General features: G+C 67.2%; 25 protein-coding genes. 6 read left to right on the plus strand and 19 right to left on the minus strand.

The genetic code is table 11. The features are described from left to right. Positions 1-10 precede the first annotated feature (10 nt). Both ACWPMZ_RS01410 and ACWPMZ_RS01415 read left to right on the plus strand, forming a co-directional pair. The gene (locus ACWPMZ_RS01410) at positions 11-886 is read left to right on the plus strand and encodes a 3-keto-5-aminohexanoate cleavage protein (protein ID WP_455702251.1); all 876 of its coding nucleotides are present in this window, start codon (positions 11-13) and stop codon (positions 884-886) included. Further along, complete coding sequence (locus ACWPMZ_RS01415) at positions 883-2,133, plus strand: MFS transporter (protein ID WP_455702252.1); 1,251 nt, start codon at positions 883-885, stop codon at positions 2,131-2,133. Before ACWPMZ_RS01410 ends, ACWPMZ_RS01415 begins: the two co-directional genes overlap by 4 nt. Here the strand turns inward: ACWPMZ_RS01415 and ACWPMZ_RS01420 are convergent. The 11 genes from ACWPMZ_RS01420 to ACWPMZ_RS01470 all read right to left on the minus strand — a co-directional run bounded on the left by ACWPMZ_RS01420 (position 2,130) and on the right by ACWPMZ_RS01470 (position 12,788). After that, positions 2,130-3,047 (minus strand): TauD/TfdA dioxygenase family protein, encoded by a 918-nt coding sequence (locus tag ACWPMZ_RS01420; RefSeq protein ID WP_455702253.1) that lies wholly within the window; start codon positions 3,045-3,047, stop codon positions 2,130-2,132. The two genes, ACWPMZ_RS01415 and ACWPMZ_RS01420, sit on opposite strands and share 4 nt — an antisense overlap. A gap of 22 nt (positions 3,048-3,069) precedes the next feature. Beyond that, positions 3,070-4,074, minus strand: a complete 1,005-nt coding sequence (locus tag ACWPMZ_RS01425) for a zinc-dependent alcohol dehydrogenase family protein (RefSeq protein ID WP_455702254.1) — start codon at positions 4,072-4,074, stop codon at positions 3,070-3,072. A 44-nt stretch (positions 4,075-4,118) separates the two neighbouring features. Beyond that, positions 4,119-4,526 carry a VOC family protein gene (locus tag ACWPMZ_RS01430; RefSeq protein ID WP_455702255.1) on the minus strand — a complete coding sequence of 136 codons (408 nt, stop codon included), beginning with the start codon at positions 4,524-4,526 and terminating at the stop codon, positions 4,119-4,121. After that, complete coding sequence (locus ACWPMZ_RS01435) at positions 4,526-5,311, minus strand: glutathione S-transferase family protein (RefSeq protein ID WP_455702256.1); 786 nt, start codon at positions 5,309-5,311, stop codon at positions 4,526-4,528. Before ACWPMZ_RS01435 ends, ACWPMZ_RS01430 begins: the two co-directional genes overlap by 1 nt. A gap of 2 nt (positions 5,312-5,313) precedes the next feature. Continuing rightward, positions 5,314-6,060: an SDR family NAD(P)-dependent oxidoreductase gene (locus ACWPMZ_RS01440; protein WP_455702257.1), complete on the minus strand. Its 747-nt coding sequence runs from the start codon at positions 6,058-6,060 to the stop codon at positions 5,314-5,316. Continuing rightward, positions 6,060-6,518 carry a protein tyrosine phosphatase family protein gene (locus ACWPMZ_RS01445; RefSeq protein ID WP_455702258.1) on the minus strand — a complete coding sequence of 153 codons (459 nt, stop codon included), beginning with the start codon at positions 6,516-6,518 and terminating at the stop codon, positions 6,060-6,062. Before ACWPMZ_RS01445 ends, ACWPMZ_RS01440 begins: the two co-directional genes overlap by 1 nt. After that, complete coding sequence (locus ACWPMZ_RS01450; protein WP_455702259.1) at positions 6,515-7,387, minus strand: amidohydrolase family protein; 873 nt, start codon at positions 7,385-7,387, stop codon at positions 6,515-6,517. The genes ACWPMZ_RS01445 and ACWPMZ_RS01450 overlap by 4 nt, the downstream gene beginning before the upstream one ends. Positions 7,388-7,458: 71 nt before the next feature. Continuing rightward, complete coding sequence (locus ACWPMZ_RS01455) at positions 7,459-8,973, minus strand: aldehyde dehydrogenase family protein (RefSeq protein ID WP_455702260.1); 1,515 nt, start codon at positions 8,971-8,973, stop codon at positions 7,459-7,461. A 70-nt stretch (positions 8,974-9,043) separates the two neighbouring features. Further along, complete coding sequence (locus ACWPMZ_RS01460; RefSeq protein WP_455702261.1) at positions 9,044-11,209, minus strand: PQQ-dependent dehydrogenase, methanol/ethanol family; 2,166 nt, start codon at positions 11,207-11,209, stop codon at positions 9,044-9,046. A gap of 17 nt (positions 11,210-11,226) precedes the next feature. Next, the gene (locus ACWPMZ_RS01465; RefSeq protein WP_455702262.1) at positions 11,227-12,012 is read right to left on the minus strand and encodes a glutathione S-transferase family protein; all 786 of its coding nucleotides are present in this window, start codon (positions 12,010-12,012) and stop codon (positions 11,227-11,229) included. Beyond that, entirely contained in the window at positions 12,009-12,788 is a 780-nt protein-coding gene (locus tag ACWPMZ_RS01470) for a glutathione S-transferase family protein (protein WP_455702263.1), read from the minus strand. Before ACWPMZ_RS01470 ends, ACWPMZ_RS01465 begins: the two co-directional genes overlap by 4 nt. A 204-nt stretch (positions 12,789-12,992) precedes the next feature. On the opposite strand from ACWPMZ_RS01470, the gene ACWPMZ_RS01475 reads away from it, so the two are divergent. Next, a complete protein-coding gene (locus ACWPMZ_RS01475; protein WP_455702264.1) occupies positions 12,993-14,120 on the plus strand; it encodes a 5-methyltetrahydropteroyltriglutamate--homocysteine S-methyltransferase in 1,128 nt (375 codons plus the stop codon). Positions 14,121-14,201: 81 nt separating this feature from the next. On the opposite strand, the gene ACWPMZ_RS01480 is transcribed toward ACWPMZ_RS01475, so the two are convergent. From ACWPMZ_RS01480 to ACWPMZ_RS01495, 4 genes are all read right to left on the minus strand, one after another. Continuing rightward, the gene (locus ACWPMZ_RS01480; RefSeq protein ID WP_455702265.1) at positions 14,202-16,739 is read right to left on the minus strand and encodes a TonB-dependent receptor; all 2,538 of its coding nucleotides are present in this window, start codon (positions 16,737-16,739) and stop codon (positions 14,202-14,204) included. A gap of 171 nt (positions 16,740-16,910) precedes the next feature. Further along, positions 16,911-18,041 carry an amidohydrolase family protein gene (locus ACWPMZ_RS01485; protein ID WP_455702266.1) on the minus strand — a complete coding sequence of 377 codons (1,131 nt, stop codon included), beginning with the start codon at positions 18,039-18,041 and terminating at the stop codon, positions 16,911-16,913. Continuing rightward, entirely contained in the window at positions 18,041-18,502 is a 462-nt protein-coding gene (locus ACWPMZ_RS01490) for a nuclear transport factor 2 family protein (protein ID WP_455702267.1), read from the minus strand. Before ACWPMZ_RS01490 ends, ACWPMZ_RS01485 begins: the two co-directional genes overlap by 1 nt. Beyond that, positions 18,499-19,206 carry a nuclear transport factor 2 family protein gene (locus ACWPMZ_RS01495; protein WP_455702268.1) on the minus strand — a complete coding sequence of 236 codons (708 nt, stop codon included), beginning with the start codon at positions 19,204-19,206 and terminating at the stop codon, positions 18,499-18,501. Before ACWPMZ_RS01495 ends, ACWPMZ_RS01490 begins: the two co-directional genes overlap by 4 nt. 71 nt (positions 19,207-19,277) lie before the next feature. On the opposite strand from ACWPMZ_RS01495, the gene ACWPMZ_RS01500 reads away from it, so the two are divergent. From ACWPMZ_RS01500 to ACWPMZ_RS01510, 3 genes are all read left to right on the plus strand, one after another. Further along, complete coding sequence (locus ACWPMZ_RS01500; RefSeq protein WP_455702269.1) at positions 19,278-20,219, plus strand: SDR family NAD(P)-dependent oxidoreductase; 942 nt, start codon at positions 19,278-19,280, stop codon at positions 20,217-20,219. Between the two features lie 29 nt (positions 20,220-20,248). After that, the gene (locus tag ACWPMZ_RS01505) at positions 20,249-21,490 is read left to right on the plus strand and encodes a serine hydrolase domain-containing protein (protein ID WP_455702270.1); all 1,242 of its coding nucleotides are present in this window, start codon (positions 20,249-20,251) and stop codon (positions 21,488-21,490) included. 83 nt (positions 21,491-21,573) lie between these two features. Beyond that, a complete protein-coding gene (locus ACWPMZ_RS01510; protein ID WP_455702271.1) occupies positions 21,574-22,428 on the plus strand; it encodes a dienelactone hydrolase family protein in 855 nt (284 codons plus the stop codon). 280 nt (positions 22,429-22,708) lie between these two features. On the opposite strand, the gene ACWPMZ_RS01515 is transcribed toward ACWPMZ_RS01510, so the two are convergent. From ACWPMZ_RS01515 to ACWPMZ_RS01530, 4 genes are read right to left on the minus strand one after another with little or no spacing between them, the layout of a single operon-like run. Continuing rightward, positions 22,709-23,650, minus strand: a complete 942-nt coding sequence (locus ACWPMZ_RS01515; protein WP_455702272.1) for a hypothetical protein — start codon at positions 23,648-23,650, stop codon at positions 22,709-22,711. 20 nt (positions 23,651-23,670) lie between these two features. After that, positions 23,671-24,489 (minus strand): CmcJ/NvfI family oxidoreductase, encoded by an 819-nt coding sequence (locus ACWPMZ_RS01520; RefSeq protein WP_455702273.1) that lies wholly within the window; start codon positions 24,487-24,489, stop codon positions 23,671-23,673. Beyond that, positions 24,486-25,478 (minus strand): aldo/keto reductase, encoded by a 993-nt coding sequence (locus ACWPMZ_RS01525; protein WP_455702274.1) that lies wholly within the window; start codon positions 25,476-25,478, stop codon positions 24,486-24,488. Before ACWPMZ_RS01525 ends, ACWPMZ_RS01520 begins: the two co-directional genes overlap by 4 nt. Before the next feature lie 13 nt (positions 25,479-25,491). After that, positions 25,492-25,860 (minus strand): hypothetical protein, encoded by a 369-nt coding sequence (locus tag ACWPMZ_RS01530; RefSeq protein WP_455702275.1) that lies wholly within the window; start codon positions 25,858-25,860, stop codon positions 25,492-25,494. Between the last annotated feature and the right edge of the window lie 46 nt (positions 25,861-25,906).

Below are 25,906 nucleotides of genomic sequence, written 5' to 3' on the forward strand. Positions count from 1 at the left end.
CGGAAAAGTCATGATCACGGTCGCCCTCAACGGCGGCATGCAGCAGGATCGCGACGGGGCCGTCGTACCCAAGCAGCCCGACGAGATCGGCGAAGCGGCGGCGCGGTGCTGGGAGGCGGGGGCCTGCGTGGTCCACGTCCACGCGCGCGGACCTGACGGCAAGAACAGCGGCGACAAGGCGATCTACGCGGAGATCATCCGCCAGATCCGGGCGCGCAGCCCGATCCTGATCCAGACGACCAACGGCATCGGCGTGCGGCGCGATCCGGAAACCGGCCAGTTCATCTGGCCCAGCGACAGCGAGCGGCTGGGCCTGCTCGAGATCGAGCCGCAGCAGGACCTGTTCGGCATCGCCGGCGGATCGGCCGATTTCCACAATCCCGAGGGCGGCTATCCGGAGGAAACGCCCTATGTGAACTCGCCGCAGTTGCTGCGCCGCACGATCGAGGCGGTCTATGCCAAGGGATCGGCGCTGGAGTACGAGATCGTCGAGGCGAGCTCGCTCCACCGCCTGATGCGCTATGCCAACGAGGGACTGTTCGACCGGACGCGCGACAACATCTGGCTGCTCCACGGCGGGGGCTTCGGGGCGACGCCGCCGGTGGCGCGCAACGTGATCTTCAACATCGACGAAGGGCAGCGGATGTTTCCGCAGGCCATCTGGGGCGTCACGGCGACCGGCCGCGACATGTTCCGCATCGCCACGCTCGGGCTCGCGATGGGCTGCGACCTGGTCCGCGTGGGCTTCGAGGACGGGGTCCACCTGCCCGACGGGAGCGTGGCGCGCGACAATGCCGAGATGGTCGGCGCCGCGGTGAAGATCGCGCAGCTTTTCGGCATGACGCCCGCCAGCGTGCCCGAGGCGCGGGCGCGGTTCGGCATATGAGCGGGGCCGCGGCCTCGTACCGGCTGTTCTCCCCCGCGATCGCGATCTGCATCGCGATCTATCTCCTCGACGGGCTGATCCACACGATCCTGGGGCCGCTGGCGCCCGGCATCGCGCGCGACCTGGCGCTCGACAATGCCGAGATGGGCTCGCTGTTCTCCTCCAACCTCATCGGCCAGTGCATCGGGCTGGTCGCGTTTCCCCTGTTCGCCGGCAAGCTGGGCCACCGCCTGACCATCACCCTGGCGGTGGTGGGCTTCGCGCTGGGCCAGTGCGCCAGCGCGTTGGCGAGCGACGGATCGAGCCTTTTCGCCATCCGGCTCGCGACCGGGATTTTCCTCGGCGGATGCCTGCCGAGCTGTCTGGCGATCGTGACCGACGTGGCGCCGCCTAGGCGGCTGGGCTTCGCGATCCTGCTGCTGTTCGCCGGTTACGGCTTCGGGGCGGCCATCGCGGGGGCGGTCGCGGCCGGGTTTGCCGACCATGGCGGCTGGCGCGCGGCCATGCTGGCGGTCGGCGTAGCATCGCTGGTCGCGGCCGCGGGCGCTTGGTTCATGCTGCGCGGCAACCTGGCGGGCCCTGCGGCCGAGGGCGTGCAGGAGCAGGGCTCCACGGCCCCGTGGCAGATCCTCGCTCCGCGCTACCTCGTGGGGACGATCCTGCTGTGGCTGCTGTTCATCGTCATGCTGACGGTCAGCTATTGCCTCAACTCGTGGCTTCCCACGATGCTGGTGGGGGCCGGGTTCGACGAATCCTTCGCCGCGCTGTCGATCACGATCTTCGGTTTCGGGGGTGTGGTGGCGGCGCTGGGCGTGGGGATGCTGATCGACCGCTTCGGGGCGATCCCCGTGCTCGTGGCCTTCAATCTCGCGGCCGCGATGGCGCTCTATGCCAGCGGCCGGGTGATGACGCCCGATTCTGCCGGCACGCTGATGGTGCTGCTCGGGGCGGCGGGGTTCTTCAGCCTGGGCGCCTACGGCGGGGTGAACGTGGTCCTGTCGCGCTATTACCCGATGGCCCTGCGCGCGACCGGGATCGGCTGGGCCAAGAGCGTGGGGCGCGTAGGGACGATTATCGCGCCGATCATGATCGGCTGGGCGCTCGATGCCGGCCGCAGCGGCGCCTCGGTCATGTCGCTGTTCGCCGTGCCCGCGGTTGCGGCGGCGCTGATCCTTGCCGGCATCGCGGCCACCGCGACTTGGCGGCAGCGCGTCGCGGCGCAGGCGGGCGCCGCCGTTCCGGCCTAGGCGGCGGCGCGCACCTCCGCGCTCGACGTCCGCGCCGTCGTGGTGCGGTACATCTCGCGGCGGTAACCGTCGTAGTCGTTGGGCCCCAGGTGCATCGTGGTGCGGTTGTCCCACATGGCGATCATGCCCGGTTCCCAGCGCAGCCGGCAGGTGAAGGCGTGCTGGGTGGCGTGCTGCACCAGGAAGTCGAGCAGCGGCTTGGCCTCGTGGCTGGTCATGCCCTCGATCCCGGCGGCGTAGGTGTCGCAGATGTTGAGCGATTCCTCGCCGGTTTCCGGGTGGCGCTTGACCAGCGGATGCATCCGCCCGCGGATCCCCTCGGCATAGCGTTCCTGGTCGGCGAACTGGATCGCCTTGCCCATCAGCTTTTCCTGCGTGGCGAAGTTGTTCGCCGCGCTCATCCACACCTTCAACGGGCGGATCATCTCCTGGTAGGCGGGCGAAAGGTGGCGCAGGGCCAGCGCGCAGTTGGCCCAGCTCGTGTCGCCGCCATAGGGCGGGCATTCCACGCAGCGCAGGAAGGTCACCGCGGGCGGCTCGGCCAGGAACGGGCTGTCGGTGTGCCAGCCGCCGCCGAACAGGCTGGCCGCCTTCTGGTCGGCTTCCTTGATGATCGGGTGCACCTCGCGGTGGCCCGCCACGCCCTGGGTATAGGCGTCGACGGCGAAGGGGCCGAGGCGCCGGGCGAAGTCCTCGTGCTCGTCGTGGCTCAGGTCCTGCCCGCGCGCGTAGAGCATCTTGTGATGGTAAAGCGCCTGCTTGAAGTCCTCGAGGCCCTCGTCGGTCAGGTCCGGCAGGCGAACCCCGACCACCTCGGCGCCCATCGCGCTGGTCAGCGGGCGGGTTTCGAAATGGCGGCTTTCGAACGGGGCGTTATCGAATTCGCCGGACGGCGTGACGCGCACTTCCCACATGGCTTGCTTCCTCTCGCGGGCCTTATAGCTCGATTACGGTCTTGCCGAAACTGTCCGTGCCCCAGGCGTGGGCATAGGCCTTGTCCGCTTCCTCGAAGGAAAAGCGCCGACCGATCGCCGGCTTGATGCCGTGCCTGTCGATGAAGGCGTTGAGCCGGTCGGCCATGGCCGCGCTGCCCACGAAAATCCCGCGCAGCGTGCCGCCGGTCATCATCAGGCCGCGCGGGTCCGGCGGGTCGCCCTGGGTCAACACGCCGATCATGCCGATTTCGCCCGCCGGGGCGAGCGCGGCAAAGCTTTGCGCCAGCGTTCCGGTGCCGCCGACCTCGACCACGTGGTCCGCCCCGCCGAACTGCTGGCGGACTGCCGCGCCCCAGTCGGTCACTTTCGTGTAGTTGATCGTCTCGTCCGCGCCCAGCGCGCGGATATCGGCCAGCTTGGCGTCGGAACTCGAGGTGGCGATCACCCTGGCGCCGGCGGCCTTGGCAAGCTGCAGCGCCAGCATCGAAACGCCGCCCGAACCCAGGACGAGCACGGTGTCGCCGGCCTTGGTCTCCTTGCCTTCAAACAGCGCGTTCCATGCCGTCACGCCGGCGCAGGGCAGGCAGGCGGCTTCGCCGTAATCCAGCGTCTCGGCCAGCCTGACCACGCCGGTAGTGGGCAGCACGACCTTTTCAGCCAGCATGCCGGGGCCCATCCCGTCGCCCAGCGCCATGCTCATCTTCGGCGGACCGTCGACCCAGTCGGTGAAGAAGGCGCCCGCAACCCGGTCGCCCGGCGCGAACCCGGTCACGCCTTCGCCGACCGCCAGCACCTCACCCGCCCCGTCGGACAGCGGAACGGTCGGCTTCTGCAGCACGCCGCCGAAATACTTGCCGGCCGCGACCGCGAAGTCGCGATAGTTGATCGACCAGGCCTTGGGCGCGATCAGCACCTCGCCAGGGCCAGGCTGGGGATCGGGCAGGTTGGTTTCGAGATAGAGCTTGTCGAAGCCGTCGGATCCGGCGGGCAGCATCCAGGCACGCATTGGCGAAGTCTCCCTTGGGGCAGGCCGTCTCAGGCCAGATCTGGTCAGGTAAGGTCGGTCATCGGGTTGTGGGCCACTTCCCACAAATGGCCGTCCGGGTCGGCAAAATAAGCGGTGTAGCCGCCCCAGAATACCTTGTCCGGCTGCTTGAGCGGCCTGGCGCCGGCGGCGATCGCCTCGGCGAAGACCTGCCGCACCGTTTCCTCGTCGGGCACGTTGTGGGCCAGCGAGATCCCTCCGAAGCCGCTGCCTTCCGCAGAGATGCCGGCATCCTTCGCCAGCTCCTCGCGCGGCCAGATGGCGAGCAGCATGTTGCCCTCAAGCCGGAAGAAGACGACGCCCGCATCGGGATCGTAGTCTTCCGTCTCGAGCCCCAGGCCGTCGCGGTAGAAGGCGAGGCTGCGGCCCAAGTCCGCGACGCCCAGGGTGACGAGGCTCAGCTTGGGCTTCATCAGCTGTGCTCGCGCCCGTCGCCGCTCCAGGTGCGCAGGCCGGGCTGGGTCCGGTCCTCGCTCTTGAGAGCGGCCTGCACCGCGGGCCGTTCGCTGATCGCCTCGCGCCAGCGGACGATGTTGGGAAATTTCGTGTCGACCTCGAACTGGGGGAACATGCGGTTCACGCTGAGCCCGCAGTGGGCGTAGAAATTGATGTCGGCGAGCCCGTAGGTTTCGCCCGCGAGAAACGCGTTGTCGGCAAGGTGCGCCTCGACCTTGTCGAGCGCGTAGCCGATCTTCCCAAGCGCGTGGTCGAGGTCCTTCTGCTCGAAGCCCGAGCGCGCGGTGCGCCACTTCTTCTGCTGGTCGGGCAGGGGGACGTGGCTCATCAGTTCCTCGAAGCGATCCTCTTCGATCGATTTCGTGATCTGACGAATGAGCCGATGCCAGCCGTGCATTGAGACGAAATTCATCACCTGTTCGTCGACGAATTTCGTCCAGTATCGCATCCGCGCCTTGCCCAGCGGGTCGCGCGGACGCAGCGGACCGCTGGCCGGCTGGGCATCGGGAAAGGCATCCTCGAGGTATTCGTTGATGACGGTGGTGTGCGTTATGATCGTCCCGTCATGGTCGAGAACCGGGACCTGGCCTTCCGGATTGATCGCGGTGAACCAGTCCTGGTGCTGCTCGAACTTGTGCAGGTCGACATAGACGCTTTCGTAGGCGAGCCCCTTCTCCTTGAGCGGGATCATCGACTTGAGCGAGTTCGCCATCGGCTCGGCGTGGTAATACTTGAGCGCCATCGTCAGACCTCCAGAGTGTTCAGCACGCCGCCGTCGACCGCCCAGTCCTGCCCGGTGACGTGGCTCGCCGCGTCGCTCAGCAGGAAGGCGGCCACCTCGGCCAGTTCGCCCGGATCGCCCATGCGGCGCTGGGGCACGCGCGCGGCGATCTTGCCCTTCTGCTCTTCGGGGATGCGGTCCAGCGCCTCGGTCACGATGAAGCCGGGGATCACGCAGTTGGCGCGGATGCCGTGCGGGGCCATCTCCATCGCGATGGCCCGCGTCAGCCCGAGCACCCCGTGCTTGGACGAGACATAGGCCGGGTTCATCGCCATGCCGCGCTTGCTGGCCATCGAACCGGTGACGAGGATGGCGCCCTTGCCCGCTTCGATCATCGCCGGCAGCACGTGCTGCGCGGCCCAGAACACGCTGGTCAGGTTGACCTTGATCGTCCGCTCGAACTCGTCGGGATCGAACGCGGTGAAGGGAGTGAACCCGCCGGTCAGCCCGGCATTGGCGAACAACCCCTCGATCGGCCCGAAATGGCCGGCGGCCGCGTCGAGCGCGGCTTCCAGCTCGGCTTTCACACCGACATCCGCGGCAAAGCCGGCGGCATTGCCGCCGATGGCGGCCGCCTCGGCATCGAGAACTTCCTGCCGCCGGGCAATCAGTGAGACCCGCGCCCCGCGCGCCGCCAGCAGCCGGGCGGTCTCGAGCCCCAGGCCGGTCGAGGCCCCGGTGACGGCAACGTGCATGCCGTTGAAATCCACTATCTCTCTCCCCTGACGAACGCGGCCCACTTGGGCGCGTCCGGATGGCCGTTGCTTTCGGGCGACCAGATCGCTTCCATCTGCGCCCGCGCTGTCGCCTCGTCCATCCCGTGCTCGCGGTTCCAGCGGTACATGAAGGCGGACACGCGCCAGTTCATCACGCAGTGGACGTGGCCCGGCTCCTCGCCGGCGGCCGCCATTTCCTCGGAGAAGCGGCGGTAGTGATCCTCGCCGGGAGAATCAAACGGGACCGGGACGCTGACATATTCGAGCCCCGCTTGCGCCATCGCACCGGCGGCGTCGGGCAGCATTTCGGGATGATCCGGCATGGCGAGGTTGATCACCCGCCGCGCGCCCATCGCGGCTAGCCGCGCCGGGTCGGCCGGATCGAGCTTGCCCGAGGTGGTCACCCGGTCCGACAGGCGCAGGAAATTGCGAATGTCGGCCGGGTCGCTCAAGCCAGCCCCAGCAGCTTGGCCGCGTTGTCCTTCATGATGCCCGGCATGACCTCTTCGCGGAAGCCGACCTCCTTGGCCGCGGCGATCCACTTGTCCGGGTGGATCAGCGGAAAGTCGCTGCCGAACAGCATCTTGTGGCGCAGCTGGGTGTTCGCATAGGTGATCACCTGCTTGGGGAAGTACTTCGGGCTCCAGCCCGACAGGTCGATGAACACGTTGGTCTTGTGCATCGCCATCGACAGGCTCTGGTCGACCCAGGGCCAGCTCGGGTGGGCGAGGATGATCTTCATGTCGGGGAATTCCACCGCGACATCGTCGATCAGCATGGGCTCGCCATACTTCAGGCGCATCCCGCCGCCGCCGCGCATCCCGGTGCCCATGCCCGAATGGCCGGTGTGGAAGATGACCGGCAGGCGGTATTCGTTGATCACTTCGTAGATCGGCCAGGCCATGCGGTCGGCCGGATGGGCGTTCTGCGCGATGCCGTGGAACTTGAAGCCTTTGACCCCGTGGTTCTCGATCAGGTCGCGCGCTTCGCGGGCGCCGTACTTGCCCTTGTGCGGATCGATGCTGGCGAAGGGAATGCAGATGTCGTCGTTCTTATTGGCCAGTTCGGCCACCTCGTAGTTCGACACCCGCTTGGCGCCCATGCCGCTCTCGCAGTCCACGGTGAACATGCAGAAGGCGATCTGCGTCTCGCGGTAGAGCTCGATAATCTCGGGCATCTTGGGCCGCTCGCGCGGGGCCTTGAAATAGGCGCTGGCGGCATCGAAGAATTCGCCCATGACCGGATCTTCGGGGTCGTGGCACGAAACCTCCGCATGGACGTGGACGTCGATGGCGCGGATCTTGGAAAGGTCGATGGGCAAGCGGAAACCCCTGCAGAAATGAATGGGCCCGCCCCGGCTGGCCGGTGGCGGGCCCCGATATGGTCAGACGGTCAGAGCTTCATCAGCACCGTCTTGGTTTCGAGGTAGGCCTCGAGACCCAGACGGCCCTGTTCGTGGCCGATGCCGCTCTCCTTGTAGCCGCCGAACGGCAGCGCAGGGTCGATCATGGCGTGGGTGTTGATCCAGACCGTGCCGGCCTGGAGGCGCGCGGCGATCTTGTGCGCGGCCGCAACGTCCTTGGTCCACACGCCGGCGGCGAGGCCGTACTGCGTGTTGTTGGCTTCCTTCACCACTTCGTCGAGATCGTCGAACCGCTGCGCGACGACGACGGGGCCGAAGATCTCCTCGCGAACGACGCTCATCTGCGGGTTCACGTCGGTCAGGATGGTCGGGTTGACGTAGTATCCGCCGTCGTTCGCCGGCACGTCGCCGCCCATCAGCACGGAGGCGCCGTCACGCTTGCCGGCCTCGATGTAGCCGAGCACGCGTTCGTGCTGCTCCTTGCTCACCAGCGGGCCCATGTGGCCCTCGGGATCGAGCGAGGCGCGCGGCGCCCAGAAGGCGCTGGTTTCGGCCATGCCCTCGACCACCTTGTCGAACACCGACTTGTGGGCATAGAGCCGCGACCCGGCAACGCAGACCTGGCCCGAGTTGAAGAAGATCGCGCCGGCGACGCCCGGGGCGGTTTCGGCCGGATCGACGTCGGGCATGACCACGACCGGGCTCTTGCCGCCGAGCTCCAGCGTCACGTGCTTGAGCGTTTCGGTGGCGTTGCGATTGATCAGCTTGCCGATCTCGGTCGACCCGGTGAAGGCCACCTTGTTGACGTCGGGGTGCTTGACCATCCGGTCGCCGGCCGTGTGACCATAGCCGGTGACGATGTTGATCACGCCTGCGGGGACGCCAGCTTCCTGGATCAGGTCGGCCAGGCGCAGCGCCGTGAGGCTGGTCTGTTCGGCCGGCTTGAGCACGCTGGTGCAGCCCGAGGCGAGCACCGGGGCGAGCTTGAGGCACGCCATCAGCAGGGGGAAGTTCCACGGCACGATCTGCGCGCAGACGCCGACCGGCTCCTTCAGGGTGTAGCCGAACATCGTGCCGCCCGGCATCGAATAGGGCGCCTGGGTCTCGCCCCCGATCTTGCCGGCCCAGCCGGCCATGTAGCGGAAATGCGCGGCCGCGCCGGGCACGTCGACCGCGGCGGCCATGCCCTTGGGCTTGCCCACGTCGATCGCCTCGAGCTCGGCGAATTCCTCCGCATGCTGGTCGATCAGGTCGGCGATTCGGTGCATGATCTTCTCGCGCGCGACCGGCGGCAGGTTGCGCCAGCGGCCATCGTCGAACGCGGTGCGCGCGGCGGCAACAGCCCGGTCGATGTCCTTGTCGGTCGCTTCGACGAACTTCGAGATCACCTTGCCCGAGGAGGGATCCTCGACATCGATCGTCTCGCCGCCCGAGGAATCGACCCACTCGCCGTTGATGTAGAGCTGCGGGCTGCGGGCCAGGGCCTTCTTGACGGCGTCCGAATACTCGAACTGCGTCCGGCTGATGGTGGTCACTTCGTTCATGACGTTGGGTCCTCTCGTGAAACTTCGAATCTTGGGTTGGGGTGAGCTTAGCAATATTCGTGCGGAATGCCTACGCGCCGCCGGCTCTGGCGCCCCCGGCAGAAGGGCGTCCCAGCGCTTTGTCTTCGTTCGCGCGCTTAATCAGGTACTGGCGCACCGCCTCGGCATCCTCGGGCTTGAGGGCGACCTTGAAGCTGACCATTCCGTTGTGCTTCAGCGCGCCGTCGATCACCACGGCCCTGATCGCTTCGGGCGCGTTCAGCGTCGCCGAATGGCGCAGGTCGGGATTGAGCGCGCCGGCCACGGCGGCGTCGCCATGGCAGACCGAGCAATACCGGCCGTAGACGTCGGCCCCGCGCGCAACCTGCGCTGCGGTTCCGGTAAAGGCCGGCGGGTCGAGCACGCGTTCGGCCAACGGCGGCGCTTCCGGCAGCTTGGCGCTGCCGCCCAGCTTGAACACCAGCAGGCGGCTGATGTTGCGCGGGGTGCCGCTGGCGGCCGTCAGGATGCCGGGCGCGACGTCCCACACGCCGCCCCATCCGGCCAGCACGGCCACGTACTGCTCGCCGTCGATCGCATAGGTCATCGGCGCAGCGATCACCCCGGTCTGCGTCGGGAAGGACCACAGGCGGGCGCCGGTCTTGGCGTCGTAGGCGGCGAATTCCTCGATCGCGGTGCCCTGGAATACCAGCCCGCCCGCGGTGGACAGCACGCCGCCGTTCCACGGACCCTTGTAGGGCACGCGCCAGGCTTCCTTCTTCGCCGCGGGATCCCAGGCGATCAGCGCGCCGGTGGTGCCGGCCATGGCGCCTGCGCGCGCCGCCGGGTCGGCCGGCATCGCGGTGCCGGCGGAATCGAGCCCGGTCTGGAAGCCGATCTCGCTCTCCTTCCAGTCCTTGGCGGCGAGGAAGGGGAAACCGGCGAGATTGGCCGGAATATACATCAGGCCGGTCTGGCTGCTGTAGCTTTGAGGCTGCCAGCTGTGCGCCCCGCCTGCGCCGGGCAGGTTGACCCACAGCTTGCCGGTCTGCTCGTAGCGCGCCTCGGGGTTGACCTGCGGCTTGCCGGACGCGTCGACGCCGGTCGACCAGTTCATCTCGGTCCACGGCGTGGCTGAGAGAAACTTTCCGTCCTTGGCGTCGAACACCCAGAAGTAGCCGTTCTTGGGCGCATGGAGCACGACGCGCTTCTGTTCGCCGTCGATCGTCATGTCGGCCAGCGTGATCTGCGCGTTGCTGTCGAAGTCCCAGCGATCTTCGGGCGTCTGCTGGTGGTGCCAGCGATATTCGCCGGTGTCGGCGTCGACCGCGACGATGGAGCTGGTGTAGAGGTTGGCCTGGTCGCCTTCGCCCATGCGGCCGTTGGCGGCCGGGTTCCATGGCTCGGCATTGCCGGTGCCGAACAGGACCTGGTTGTTGACCGCGTCGTAGGTGATCGAATCCCACACGGTGCCGCCACCGCCCAGCTTCCACCACTCGCCGCTCCACGTCTGCGCGGCGCGTTCCATGGCGTCGTTCTCGAAGCCGTCGTCCGGATTGCCGGGTACCGTGTGGAAGCGCCAGACCTCGTCGCCGGTCGCCCAGTCGTAAGCGGCGATGAACCCGCGCGCCTTGTACTCCGCCCCGCCGCTGCCGATGAAGACCTTGCCCTTGGCGACCCGCGGCGCGCCGGTGATCGTGTAGCTCTGCTTGTCGGGCACGACCTGCTTGCGCCACGCCACGCTGCCATCGGACTGGTTGAGCGCCACCAGATCACCGTCGAGCGTGGCGACGTAGACCTTGTCGCCATAGAGCGCGACGCCGCGGTTGACCGCGTCGCAGCAGGCCACGACCAGCGTCTCGCGCGGGACGTCGGGATCGTAGGTCCACTTGACCGCCCCGGTCTTGGCATCGAAGGCCATGACCTTCGACCAGGCGGTGGTGATGTAGAGCACCCCGTCGTGCATCAGCGGGGTCGCTTCCTGCCCGCGCGCGGTGTCCAGGTCGGCGAACCAGGCGAGGCCCAGATCCTTGACGTTCTCGCCAGAAACCTGCGTCAGCGGGCTGAAGCGCTGCTCGCCGTAGTCGCGGCCGTGGGTCAGCCATTCGTTGCCGTCGGCCGCGGCCATCATCGCGTCGGTCACGCCGGTCGTGGGCGCATCGGTGCCGGACCCTGTCATGCCGCCCAGGCCGCTCGCATCGCAGGCAGCCAGAGTGAGCGACAGCGCAAAGGCCGCCAGCGCGGAACGAAACTTCATCGAGGATCCTCTCCCAATCATCCCCAGCGGTTTATTTCCGGCCCCGGCGCGAAGGCGTGAGTCGGCGCCCCGGTGGTAGCGCAAGCCAGCGCGGCCTGCACGCTCGGCCTTGCCTCGACCCGCGCCATCCAGGCGGCGCAGCGCGGCTTGCCGGCAAAGGCGTCGGGCTCGAGTTCGGGCATCGAGCGCAGCCAGGCGAATGTCTCCAGATCGGCGATGCCGAACGCGTCCATCAGCCAGTTGCGCCCGTCGGCGAGCTGGGCCTCGATCCGCTCGACGAACTGCGCCACCTTGGCCTTGCTGTCGGCGACCTTGGAGGCATCGACCTTGCCGTCGCGCAGGTCCTGCCAGCGGGCGCGCAGGTCCTCGCTGCGGATGGGCGCGACCAGGGCGGCGAATGCGTCGGCGGTCATCTCCTCCAGCACGGCCTGCGCATGGGCCAGCGTACCGAGATAGGCGACCGCGGGGCTCAGGCGCTCGGTCGCCTGCCGGCACCACATCCGGGTCTGCCAGCGCGCGTAGGGATCGTTCGGCTGCAGGCCGCAGCCCCCGGCCGCCTCGTCGAAGTACTGGGCGATGAACACCGCTTCGCTCATTGCCTCGCCGTCCAGCACGAGGACCGGACCCTCGCCCTCGACAGCGAAGTCGCAGGCCACTGCCTCGGAAACGCCCGGTAGACGGTGACGCTCGCCCGCCAGCAGGTCGATCGGGCGGCGCTCGATCTCCAGCCCGCTCTCGAACAGCGCGGCCAGCACGCTGAGCGAAGGGCCGTTCGGCTCGCCGTGATACAGCACCGCGCTCACGCGAAGTCCCCCATGATGGCGTTGAAGCGGTCGGTGAAGCGGCCGCTGCCCATCGCCCAGGTCTGTTGCACGGCCGGGCGGCGATAGACCGCGCGCAACCAGCGCCAGATGTTCGGCGTCAGCTCCGGATTGCAGATGTCGGCGTTGCCGACCGGCAGCATGTAGGTCGAATTGAAGATGTTGATGTCGGCCAGCGAATACCCGTCGCTACCAACATATTCGCGCTTGCCCAGTTCCTCTTCGATCAGCCCCACGCCCAGTGCGATGCGGCGCCGGCTTTCGGCCAGCTCATCTTCGCTGAATTCGGCGAACATCGCCTTGCGCCAGGCCACGCGCCTCTCGGGCAGGGGAATGCGTGCGATCATCGCCTCGCGCTCCTGCTCGCTCTTGTGGGCGAGCGAGGGGCCGACGAACGTACACCAGCCGATCATCGAGAAACTGGGGCCGAGCCACTGATCCATGAACTTCATCCACCAGCGGATTCGCCACCGATCGCGCGGGTCGGCGGGCATGAGGGCAGGGCCCTCGAACGCCTCGTCGACATATTCCATGATCGCCGTGCTCTCGGTCAGCACGCGGTTGCCCCAGAGTCCGCGGTGCGTCATCGCCGGGATCGTCCCTTGCGGGTTGATCGCCAGGTATTCCGGCTGGTGCTGGTCGAAACGGATCATGTCGATGTAGTGGCTGGCGAAGGGCACGCCCTTTTCCACCAGCGCCAGCATCGGCTTGCCCGAATTGGCGTTCGGCTCCCAGTGATAGAGCGTGACGTCTGCCATGACCTCTCCGTCCGGCCCTATCGTAACGGCCGTTATCGTTATCGCCGCTTACAAACACCGACGGCGATCGGTCAAGGCTTGCTGCAAGTGCGAAAAGAATGTTGAAATAGGCCGATGGAGGGCGTATTTCGGTGCCTGTCAGTCGAGCGCGAGCCCGCGTTAAGACCCTGGCTTTCCGAATCTTTCGCCTGACAGGAAAACCCAATGACGACCAAGTTGCCCTCGCGTGCCGACCACGTCGGCTCGTTCCTGCGTCCGCAAGCCGTTCTCGAGGCACGGACCCATCGCTATGCCGACAACATTTCCTACGAGGAGCTGCGCGCCGTCGAGGACGCGGCGATCGAGGAGCTGGTGCGCTGGCAGGAGAGCCTCGGGCTCGAAGCGATCACCGACGGCGAATTCCGCCGCAAGTTCTTCCACACCGATTTCCTGCTCCAGCTTTCGGGCGTCGAGGAGACCGGCGGCATCAAGAAGGCGTTCAAGAACGACAAGGGCGTCGACGTCGAGTTCGCCCCGCCCAAGATGGTCATTTCCGGCAAGGTCGAGCACGTGAAGTCGATCGAGCGGAAGAATTTCGAGCATCTCGCCGCCCATGTGACGAAGACGCCCAAGGTGGCGATCCCCAGTCCGACGATGCTGCACTTCCGCGCCGGGCGGGCGGGCATCCCCGAAGATGTCTATCCCGACATGCAACTGTTCTTCGACGATGTCGCGGCCGCCTATCGCGCGGAAATCGCCGACCTTGCCGATGCCGGGTGCCGCTACATCCAGTTCGACGATACGAACCTGGCCTACCTGTGCGACACCGGCCACCGCGCCGATGCCGAGAGCAGGGGGATGAACCCCGACGCGATCACCCACGACTATGCCCGGCTGATCAACGCCAGCTTCCGCGACGCGCCGGCCGACATGATCAAGGCGATGCACCTGTGCCGCGGCAACTTTCGGTCGAGCTGGGCGGCCGAAGGCGGCTACGAGCCGGTCGCCGAGGTGATGTTCAACGAATGCGCGATCGACGCGTTCTTTCTCGAATACGATGATGCCCGCTCGGGCGACTTCGCGCCGCTGCGCTTTCTGCCCAAGGGCAAGACCGTGGTGCTCGGCCTGGTTTCGACCAAGCTCGGCGAGATCGAGAGCAAGGACGACATCAAGCGCCGGATCGACGAGGCGACCAGGTTCGTCGACATCGATCAGCTGGCGATCAGCCCGCAGTGCGGCTTTGCCAGCACCGTCCACGGCAACGACATCAGCACGAAAGCACAGGCCGACAAGATCCGCCTGTGCGTCGAAGTCGCCGACGAGGTCTGGGGCCGGGTGCCGGTCGGCGCCTGACCCGAAAGTCCGCTGCTACCGAACCAAAAAGGGCGGCCCCGCGGGGCCGCCCTTCCTGTTTCCGGGTGACGGAAGCAGCCGTCAGAACTGCTTCTTGACCGACACCGCCCATTCGCGCGGACGGCCCGGCTGGGCCAGCACGTAGCCCTGGTTGCCGACCGTCTGGTCCTGGCTGGTGAGCAGGTAGTACTTGTCGAACAGGTTGGTCACCTCGAACGACACGTCCAGATCCCGGTCCTCGTTGCGCCACGTGAGGCGCGCGTTGGCCAGCGTGTAGGAATCGAGCCGGTTGCTCTCGCGGTTGGCGGACAGCGTGTAGATGTCGCTCTGGTAAGCGGCATCGAAGCGCGGCGTCAGCGAACCGGCAGTGCCGAGATCGACCTCGTACTGGACGCCGATCGACCACTTCCACTTTGGCGTGTACGGCGCGTAATCGCCGAACTGCGGACCCGAGAGGTTGGTCGGCCCGCCGACCGAAACCGTGGTGCCGTTGGGCAGCGGATAGGCGCCGAAGCGCTTGTACTTGAAATCGAGGTAACTCACCGCGCCGTCGATCATGAAGCCGTCGATCGGCTGGATCGTGGTCTCGACTTCGATGCCCTTCACGTCCGCGTCGCCCGCATTGACCGGCAGGGCGCAGGGGGCGCCGAAGCCGGCCCCGGCGATCGCCGTGCAGTTGCTGAGGTTGAGCTGGATGTCCTTGTACTTGGAGTAGAAGGCCGCGACGTTCAGCCGGACCATGCGGTCCAGGAAGTCGCTCTTGATACCCAGTTCGAACGATTCCAGCGTTTCCGGGCCGAACGGCAGCGCCTGCTGCGCGAAGAACGGCCGCGGGTTCACGCCGCCGCCCTTGAAGCCGGTCGAGTACTGGAGGTAGGTCATCAGGTCGTCCGTCCATTCGTACTGGACGTTCGCACGGTAATCGATCCGGTCACCCGAATAGCGCCCGATGGTGCCGTTCAGCGCCAGAACGCCGTAGGTCGCGCCGTTGGGGGCGGTGCCGCCGGCCGCCGTGGCGGTGGGATCGTTGAACGGGCGCTGGCGGATGTAGGTGTAGGTCTTCGATTCCTCGGTGTAGCGGATGCCGCCGTTGAGCGTCAGCCGGTCGATCGGGCGCCAGGCGAGGTGCGCGAACGCCGCCTTGCTGTTGGCATCCACCGGATCGCTCTGCTGGAACTGCAGCGCCGAGGAACGCAGGTCCTGGAACGAGGTGTAGACCGACTTCTGGTCGCTATAATAACCGCCCAGCGTGTACTCGATCTCGTCGTTGTCGCCGAAGGCGCCGTTCAGGCGGACTTCCTGGCTGAAGAAGCGGAAGGTCAGCGGCCCGAAGCCCAGGCTGTGCGCTAGCGGGGACACGTCGTTGTCGTTCGAGAACTCCGACGTGTACTTGCGGAAGGCGGTGATCGAGACGAGCTGGAGCTGGTTCGACAGGTCCCATTCGGCCTGGCCCGACACGCCCCAGCCACGGAACCGCACGCGGCCGTCGGCGCTCGACGCGCGATAGGGGCCGTCAGCCGGATTGTTGTAGCTGGCGAAGTTGCAGTACGGCCCGCAGACGAACCGGTTGTCGTAGGGGACGACCGCCGCATAGGGCTGGATGTCGCGCGGGATCGGGTTCGCCGCGGTCGGGCTCGGCGGGGTCACGCCCGGGATCGGGAAGATCGGGCTGGCCGGATTGCCGTTGGGATAGTTCTTCGCCAGCAGGATGGTCGCCGCGGTCGTGCGGTCATCGTCGGTGTAGTCGGCGATGATGTTGATATCGAGCGTGTCCATCGGCTGAAAGCGGAGCTGGCCGCGGGCGGCGATGTAATCCACCTCGCCCTCGCGCGCCGCGACGCAGTCGGTGCCCGAGGTATAGGCCGGGACGCCGCCGGCCGGGTTGATCGGGCCGGTCACGCCCGCACGGTCGACGAAGGTCGTCGAGCCGCCGGCCGGGTAGACGCAGCCGAAGTCCAGCCGCTCCACGTAACCGCGCTGCTTCTTCGACACGCCCGAGAGGCGCGCGGAGACCGTGTCGGTCAGGGCGAAGTCGGCGCTGGCGCGCAGGTCGATGCGGTTGCGGCTGCCGTAGGCGGCCGACACGTAACCGGTGTTGCTGCCGGTCGGGCGCTTGGAGAACATCTTGACCGCGCCGCCGATCGAGTTGCGGCCCGAAAGCGTGCCCTGCGGGCCGCGCAGCACCTCGACACGGTCGAGATCGAGCAGATCGAGGATCGAGCCGGTGAGCGTGGCGTAGTAGACGTCATCCACGTAGAAGCCGACGCCCGGCTCCACGGCTGGGTTGAAGTCGAACTGGCCGACGCCGCGGATGTTGGCGCCGAGCGAGGGACCGTAGGTCGCGCCCTGCGGCTTGAGCGTCACCGACGGGGCCTGGTTGGCAACGTCCTGGATGCTGGTTTGGCTGCGCGCCTCGAGCATGGCCGAGTTCACGGCGGTGATCGCCAGCGGCGTGTCCTGCAGCGCCTGTTCGCGGAACTGGGCGGTGACGATGATTTCGGTGCTTTCGGCTTCGTCCTGCTCGGCGGCATCCTGCGCCGCGGCAGGTTGCACGATTGCCAGAGCGGCGAGCGACGCGCCGGCGAGAATCGCCCGGCGGCACACGATATGACGAGTCATTCGGTTGGCTTCCCTTCCCATAACCCCTGTCCGGCAAACGGCCGACGGAGCGGGAAAGCGCCTATCGCCACTTTTGACGGGCGCAAATACAAATGTAAGCGGTCCCATCTTTTGACCGAATGTGTCGCCTGTTTGCCACGTTTCGAAAGTTAGTTGCGCCTTCGGCAACCGTCATCCGCGCAGGCGGAAGACCGCGCGAGCATTGTCTTCCATCAGCATCTTCTTGTGCTCCGGCGTAAATTGCATCCGGTCGTAGGCGGCAACCTCGTCGTAGGATTGCTGGTAGGGGTAATCCATTGCGTAGAGCACTCGGTCGGGGCCCAGCACGTCCATGCAGAAGCGGATGCCCTGTTCCCACCCACAGCCGCTGGTGGTGACCCAGATGTTATTGTGGAAGTAATAGGAGACCGGATGCTTCAGCTTGGGCTGGTTGCCGCCGCGCAAGTGGCTGCGCCCGTCGGCATTCCCCTGCATCCAGTCGAACCGGTAGAGGTGCAGCGGCATGCATTCGCCCAGATGGCCGATGACCAGCCGCAGCTTCGGGAAGCGGTCGAACGCGCCCGACAGGATCAGGCCCATCGTGTGCACCCACACGTCGTGCGGGAACCCGCCAAGCGCGCCGAAGAATCCGCGGGTTTCGTAGTGCGGCGCGTTGAACGGCGCGGTGGGATGGATGTAGAGCGCCCCGTCGCTCGCCTCGATCGCCTCGAGGATCGGCCAGTAGTCCTGCTCGTCGATATAGTGGCCCTGCCAGTGCGAGTTGAGCACCGCGCCATTCAGCCCCAAGGTGCCGATCGCCCGGTCGATCTCGCGCACGCTGCCAGCCACGTCGCGCGGGTCGAAGGCGGCCAGCGCGCTGAAGCGGTCGGGATGATTGCGGCAGGCCTCGGCGGCGATGTCGTTCGCCTCGCGCGCCAGCGGCGTGCCTTCGCCGGGCTTCACCACCTGCACGCCGGGCGCGGTGAGCAGCAGGAGCTGCCGGTCGATGCCGAACTCGTCCATGTGCGACAGCCGCAAGGTCCCCAGGTCCTGCAGCATCTCCTGCAGGCTCGGCATCCGGTTGAACATCGCGCCCATGCGCAGGCTGTCGTCATTGGGGGCCGCGCCGCTATCCCAGTAGTCGACCTGCGCCTTGACCAGGGCGGGGAAGGTCCACGCCTCTTCGGTGGCGATCCGCTTGTAGGGCGCGTCGCGATCGACGTGCCCCGCGCGCGGCGCCATGCCCACGCGGGTGCGGTGGCTGAAGTCCTCCTTGAAGTGGCCCTTGAGGCCGAATTCGCTGCCGTCTTCGAGCTTGGCCATCAAAACATTCCGTTGGGGTTCTTCGAGGTCGCCGGGTCGGGCACTTCCTGCATCACGTCCCAGTGCTCGACGATATAGCCGTCCGCCACCCGCAGCAGGTCCACGATGGAGTAGCCGCGCGTGCCCGCCTCGCGCTGGAAGCGGAAGTGGACCGCCACGAGGTCGGCGTCTCCCCACACTACGCGGCGCACCTCGTGCGCCAGGTCGGGCAGGCGGGCCATGCTCGCCTGCATCATCGCCAGCGTCGCATCGCGGCCCGTCGGCGCGTTGGGGTTATGCTGGATGTAGTCGGGGTGCATCCAGCAGGTGAAGGCGTCGGTCGGGTTGTCCTCGACATAGAACAGCTGGATGAACCGCTCCGCCACCTGCCGCGTGGTCAGGCCAGCGCGGTTCGCGGTGTCGCGCGGGTCGAACGGGGGCGCGTCCGGATCCCACGGCAGCGCGCCGTCCGCGGGTCTCACCGGCCCTGTCCGGCCAACATCGCGCCGAACTTGGGATGGGCGAAGTGCATCGGCACGTCCTGACGATAGGGCCAGGTCTTGCGGTGCTGGTCGGCCGGCAGCAGGCGGTCGGGGCCGAGCGGGTCTTCGGGAAAGGTCTTCTCGGCCGGTTGCAGGTGCGCGGTGGTATGCGCCCAGCCTTCCTCGTAATTGCCCTGCCACTGCATCATGTAGTCGAGCCGCTTGATCTTCCATATCCCGTCCACATTGACGTAATCGTTCTCGTAGATCCCGGCTTCCATGAACTGCTGCGGCATCATCTCTTCGCGCGTTTCCTGGAAATCGTCGTGCCAGCCGCCCAGCAGGATGCCGTGGAAGCGGCCCTTGGCGGTCTGCCGGTCGGGCGCCACCGTAATGATGTCCTGCATCTGGAAATGGTCGAGCAGCAGGCCGTTGACCGGGCCGGGCTTGCCGCCGGTGAAGCGCCCGGCGATCCAGTCGCCATAGAGCCGCTTGACGCCAGCATGGCCGACGTACTCGCCGCTCAGGAACACGACCGCGCCGTCCTCGGCGAACAGGTCGGCCACTTCGTCGGGGCGGTTGAAATCGATGTAGTAGCCGTAGGCCCAGTGGAGCCGCCGGATCGCCTGGATGTCCTCCAACACGCCGACCTTCTGTTCCAGCTCCGCGAGGCGCGCTTCCACGCCCTTGTCCCCTGGGCTCATTCTCGACTCTCCCGTTTTGCTTTGTATGTAACCCTAACGAACGATACGATATTGGCGAGAGGAAATCGGGCATGAGCGAGCAACCGCAGGGTGGGGCCGGCGAATGGGCGGGACGTGTCGCCTTCGTCACCGGCGCGGTCACGGGAATCGGGCTGGGCGTGGCGCAGGCTTTCGCCGACGCGGGTATGAAGCTGGCGCTGTCCTATCGCAACGAGGACGACCGGCTGGAAACCGAAGCCTGGTTCGCCGCCAGGGGCTATCCCCAGCCGCTCTACTGCAAGCTCGACGTGACCGACCGTGCGCGCTTCGCCGAGGTGGCCGACGAGGTCGCGCGCTTCTACGGCGAGGTGCACGTGCTGGTGAACAATGCCGGGGTCAGCGTGTTCGGCCCGACCGACGAGGCGACCTACGACGACTACGACTGGATCATGGGGGTCAACTTCGGCGGGGTGGTCAACGGGCTGGTCAGCTTCCTGCCCAGGATCAAGGCGAGCGGGGGCCGCCGCCACGTGACCAACATCGCCAGCATGGCCGCCTTCCTGCCCGGTCCGCAGGCGGGGATCTACACCGCCAGCAAGTTTGCCGTGCGCGGGCTGACCGAATCGCTGCGCTACAACCTGGCGCCGCAGGGCATCGGCTGCTCGCTGTGCTGCCCCGCGCTGACCCGCACGAACGCCTGGACCAGCGCGCTCAAGCGGCCGGACACCTTCGCCGACAGCGGCTTTGCCGAAGCGCGCGAGGGCGAGCTGGCGCAGTTCGGCACCGCGTTCGAGGAAGGGATGGACCCGTACGAGGTCGGCACCAAGATCCTGCGCGGGATGACCAGGCGCGACGGCCTGATCCTGACCCATCCGGAACACGGGCCCGACTTCGAGGAACTGCACGAAAAGATCATGGCCGCGCTGCCCGACGAACCTGCGCCCGCCGGGCGGCTGCGGATCGAGGAGCTGCGCCGCGAGGCCATGCGCCAGGCCGAGGCGGGGGTGAGGATGAGCATGGACGACCTGACGTAGAAAGAGGGTCGCCGAAGGGGAGGATACCGATGAAAGCAATCCGCCGCGCGTGCCTGACGGCCGCCTTGGCCTTCTTTGCCGTCGGCGCTTTCGCCGTTCCTGTGGTCGCCCAGCAGGCTCTGCCGGAGCCTCTCGCCAAGGGGCCGCCGTCCGCCGTTCCGCCCGCGATCCAGATCGCCCGCTGGCACATGAACGACGCCGACGTGAACGTGCTGACCTTCCGCAGCATGGACAAGCTGTTCACCACCCGCACGGTGCCGCGCGCCGGGCAGGTCTGGCATTTGCCCCGCTCGGAACGGCCGCTCGATTTCACCTATGCGTTCGATGGCACGACCCGGCAGGCGAGCGAGTTCGCCGCCCGCACGCTGACCGATGCGCTGATCGTGCTGAAGGACGGGCGCATCGTGTCCGAGCAGTATTTCAACAACGCCGACGAGAGGACCCGTTTCATCGGCTGGTCGATGACCAAGTCGGTCACCTCGCTGCTGGTCGGCCAGGCGCTGGCGCAGGGTCGCATTGCCTCGCTCGACGATCCGATCGATCGCTACCTGCCGGAACTTCGCGGTGGCGGATACATAGGGGTCACGATCCGGCAAATCCTGCAGATGCGTTCGGGCGTCGATTACGAGGAGCGCTACGACTTCGCCAATCCCGGCACGGCGGCCAGCAATCACATCGATGCGCTCGTGCGCAATACCGCGCGCTTCGCCGATGCCGCGCGCGCCATCCCGCGGGCGAAAACGCCAGGTAGCGCGTTCGCCTACAAGACGCTCGACACCGCGGTGCTCGGTTGGCTGCTCGAGCGGGTCGGCGGCGGCAGCACGGTCGCGGCCTACACCGCGCAGAACCTGTGGGAGCCGCTCGGTGCGGAGGCCGACGGGTTCTACATCATGGACGGCGAGCCGGGGGTGGGCCGCGAATTCAGCGGGGCCGGCTTCAACGCCGTGGCGCGCGACTGGGCACGTCTGGGCCAGATGATGCTCGACGGCGGCAAGGCAGGCGGGCGGCAGGTCGTCCCGGCCGAATGGATCCGCCTGTCGACGGGGGATTCAGGCCCGACCGGCGGGCCGATGGGCTATGCCATGCAGTGGTGGCGCATGGGAGCGCCCGGCGCCTATTCCGCGGTCGGGCTGCAGGGCCAGTACGTCTACGTCGATCCCGCATCGCGCACCGTGGTGGTCAAGCTGAGCCACTATCCCCCCGGCGCCGACGATGCGCTCAGCAACGAGACCGAGGCCTTTCTGCGCGCCGTCTCCGCCTGGACGCCGTGAGGAGAGGGGCGGGGTAACCGTTGCTCTGGCGAACCGCGCTGCTATCGTCCGGGCGAAACGGACGGGACTGAGGAGGCAATGCGATGTGCGAACTTGACCACCTGGAGAGCATGAAGGGCGTGAACCGGCGCCAGTTTACCGCGATGGGCGCCTTCGCGGGCCTGGCCGCCTGCACCACCACCGGCGCGGAAGCGGCGGGCGTGATGGAGATGCCGGTCAGCTTCGACGCGCCGGGCGGCAAGCTCGACGGTTTCTTCTATCACCCGGCCAGTGGCAAGCACCCCGCGGTCATCATGTGGCCCGACATCGCCGGCATCCGTCCGGCCAAGAAGATGATGGCCCGGCGGCTGGCCGAGGCCGGCTATGCCGTGTTCCTCGCCAATCCCTATTACCGCAGCGTGGCCGGCGAGCCGTTCGCCGATTTCGATGCCTGGCGCAGCGGCGGCGGGATGCAGAAGGTCGGCCCCTGGATGCAGAAGAATACGCCCCAGGCGATCATGGAGACCTATGGCGCGGCGGTCGCCTGGCTCGACAGGCAGGGCGCGGTCGACACCGGGCGCGGCATCGGCACGCAGGGTTACTGCATGACCGGCTCGTGGACGATCTACGGCGGCTCCGCCGTGCCCGGCCGGATCAAGGGCATGGCCAGCTTCCACGGCGGCGGGCTGGCGGCAGACGCGCCGACCGCGCCGGTCAACCTGCTCGACGATCTGGCCCCCGACGCCCGCGTGCTGATCGCCATCGCCAAGAACGACGATGCGCAGGCTCCGACCGACAAGGACAAGCTGCGCGCCGCGGCCGCACAAAGCAGGGCGAGCGAGGAGATCGAGGTCTACCAGGGCGATCACGGTTGGACCGTGCTCGACAGCCCGGTCTACAACGAGGCCGAGGCGGAGCGCGCCTGGGCGCGAATGCTGGCGATCTATTCGGCCATGTAGGCCGGCGCGAGGCCGACTTCGAGCCAACAAAGGGAGGGCGGCTCCATGCGCGAGCCGCCCTTCCGGTTTGGGCCGATCGTTGCGGCCCGATATGCGACCGTTATGCGACGAGGCCACCGTGGGGCCGGAACCGAGGGACCTGTTGGCCCGGCCTCCGGTGACGGATTCAGATTCGCGTAACCGGGGTTAATTCCGGCTTGCCGAACATGGTTAGCGTGCGCTTACCCATCGCAGGCGGCGGTTTTGCGAGGCTTGGAATGCCGGCCCCGTGGCGCGTGGGTCAGAGCCCGTTCTTGCGCTGGATCGTGACCTGCGAATCGGCGCACCATTTCCCCGCCGGGCAGGCGAAGCTGGCTTGGGCCGCGCGGTCCTTGCGCAGCTGCCACTGCAGCCAGTCGACAACGATCTGCGCCGCCTTGCCGCCGTTGGGCTCGTCGTAGGTACCGCCGTGGCCGGTGGGGATGTTGACCAGCATCGCGGGGACGTGATCGATCTTCTCGAAGTCGTCGACGCCGTTGGTATAGGCGATGTCGGTCGGGCCGCCGAGCAGGTAGAGCACCGGCGTGCGGATAGCCCTGAGCTGCGCCTTGTCCATCGTCATCTCGCCCGGCGCGCCCGGCAGCGGGTCGATCAGGATGCCGCTGTTCTCCACCACCAGCGTCCCGATCCGCGGATCGTCGGCCAGCCGCAGCGCCTGGATGCCGCCGCACGAAAAGCCGCCCAGCGCGATGGCGCCCGCATCGATCATGCCCACGTAGCGCCCGGGACCGCGGCCGTTCTCGGCGATCGCCCAGTCGAGCGCATAGGCCAGGTCGCTGGCACTGGTCTGCTGGGTCAGCGGAGCGCCCGGCCGGCGCGGCGCGGGGCGGCGCTCCTTGGCGTTGGGCCCGCTGAGCCACTTGCCCGATGCGATCACCAGGTAACCGTGGCTGGCGATCTCGGCGAGGTGCTGGCGCTGGGCCGAACCGTCGGCCGCGCAACCGCCGTTGCCCCAGACGAACAGTCCCAGCTTGCCCGAGGCGAACGGAGTCAGGTCTGCCGGGCGATAGACGACATAGCCGGGCAGCTCCGGATCGATCTCCATCAGCGCGGGATAGGGTCCGGTTCCGCGCGTGTCGGGCACCTTGTCGGCCGCCGCCTGGCGCAACTGCTGTTCGGTCGGTGCCACAGTGGCGCAGGCGGAGAGTGAAACGGCCAGAACAGCCGCGAACAAGCGCTTCATCGACACCTCCCGAAACATCCTCAGCCGAACCAGTAGCACGTTCCGCGCATCTCGAGGCTTACCCGCGCAGGCGTATCGGGCCCGGCCAGCGGATTGTCGAACGCGCCGTGCGGCATGAGTTGGGCGCGCGCCGGATCGCTCTCGCTGGTCTTGAACACGATCGCCTCGTCGCGCGTCATGTCGCTGTAGTAGAACCATTTGTGCGCTGGGTTGGCCGCCAGCAGGTAATTGTCGAAGCTCCATTCCGGGCTGCCGTCGAGCGGGTCGAAGATCGCCCGGCAGGGCAACAGGTCGCCCTCGGCCACACTCGGATAGGAACACAGGCCCAGCGGAACGTCCTGCGTGCCCCCCGCCAGCGACCGCCAGAGGTTGTACTGCGCGCTCCGCACGATCCTGCGCCCCTCCGGCGCGCCGCGCTCGCGGGCCGCGGCGGCGTCCTCGCGGGCCATGTCGACGTGCACGAAACGCGCCGGATGGCTGTTGTCATGCTCCTGATTTGCGCCACTTTTCTCGGAGAAGCGGAGGATGCCGAACGGCGTCATCTGCACCTCGTCGCACCCGGTGATCTGCTGCAGGAGCGCGGCGCATTCGGCCCGGTGCACGTCGGCCACGGCCGCGAGGTCGGTCAGGTCGCCCACCGCGCTCACGTGGTCGACCAGCGTGAAGCCCTCGCGGTCAAGGTCGCAGGCGAGGCCCCGCGCATCGCGGATCGTGACTTCCGCGGGCTTGAGCGGGACGAAGTCTTTTTCGTGCGCGTTGGCGTAGAAAAAGGGCATCCTTTCAGTGCGTTCGGAATAGCCGATTGCGGCTTGCACGGTCTTGTCGGAACTCGCGGTCATGCCTCCTCGAACTCCTCGGTATCGATCGTCGGGCGGATCGCGTCGTGATAGCGGTGCCCGCGCACCGTGTCGTGATTGATGATGCGCCCCGCCTCGGCAATCGCCTCGGCCGGAAGGGGCAGCTCGCTGGCAAGCCAGTTCTCTTCCATGTGCGCCATGCTCGTCGTGCCGGGGATCACGTGGCAGTTTTCACCCTGTTCGAGCACCCAGCGCAGCGCCAGCTGGGCGGGGGTTACGCCGTGATCGCCGGCGAGTTCGGCCAGCTTGTCGACCAGCGCCAGGTTGTGTGGCCAGTTGTCCGGTGCGAAGCGCGGCATCTTCGTCCTCAGGTCGCTTTCCTCGAGGATCGAGGGATCGCGCAGCACGCCGCCGAACGCGCCACGCCCAGTGGGGCTGAATGCGACCAGCGCGATGCCCAGTTCCTTGCAGGCATCGAGTACGCCGATCTCGACGTTACGGGTCCACAGCGAATACTCGGGCTGCACGGCCGCCATCGGATGGACGGCATGCGCCTCGCGCAAGTGAGCCGCGCTCCATTCCGACACGCCGTAGGCGCCGATCTTGCCGGCCTCGATCGCCCGCACCATCGCACCGACGCTGTCGGCCACGGGGACCTTGGGATCGAAGCGGTGCATGTAGAACAGATCGATGTGGTCTGTGCCCAAGCGGGCGAGCGAGGCGTCGAGCGAGTTTGCAATCGCCTCGGGGCTGCAATCCACCCCGCGCCGTGGCCCTTCGACCACGATGCCCACCTTGCTGGCGAGGAAGAACTCGTCGCGCCGGTGCATGACCGCGCGCCGCAGCAGTTCCTCGTTCTTGCCCCCGCCGTAGATGTTCGCCGTGTCGAGATGGTCGTAGCCCACGTCCAGCGCGCGGTTGAGCAGCGCCACGCACTCCGCCTCGCCCGGCGGCGTGCCGTAGGCCCAGGACAGGTTCATGCAGCCCAGGCCGACGGGATGGAGTGACTTGCCGGCTATCGTACGGCGCATGGAGTTCCTTTCGTCAATGGAGCGAGAAATTGCTCCCGACCCAGTGATAGAAGTCGTTCTGCACGGTGTTCAAGCTCGCAGCGGACCGCAGATAGCCCGCCGTGTCGTCCTCGATCGATTGCAGCCGCCATTTCGCCTGATGCTGGCCGAGCGCACCGCGCATCTCGAGGAAACGCCGTTCGAACTCCGCGCGCAGTGCCGGATCCCCGGTCAGCTTCGCGTCGTCCTTCATCGCTTGCAGGATGTCGAGCATGAGCATCGCATAGCGGCTGCGCAGCTTGACGATTTCGTTCTTGCCATCCGCACCGCCGCTGTCGGCCAGCCCCTTCATCTGGCGGAACAGCCGCTCGGCCTCCCCCAGTGAGGTGTCGAGTTTCCCCATCGGTATCCCTCTCCCTGTCTCCCGCTGCCGGGAGTACCCGCTGAAT

The sequence above is a fragment of the Tsuneonella sp. HG222 genome (genome assembly GCF_053819185.1).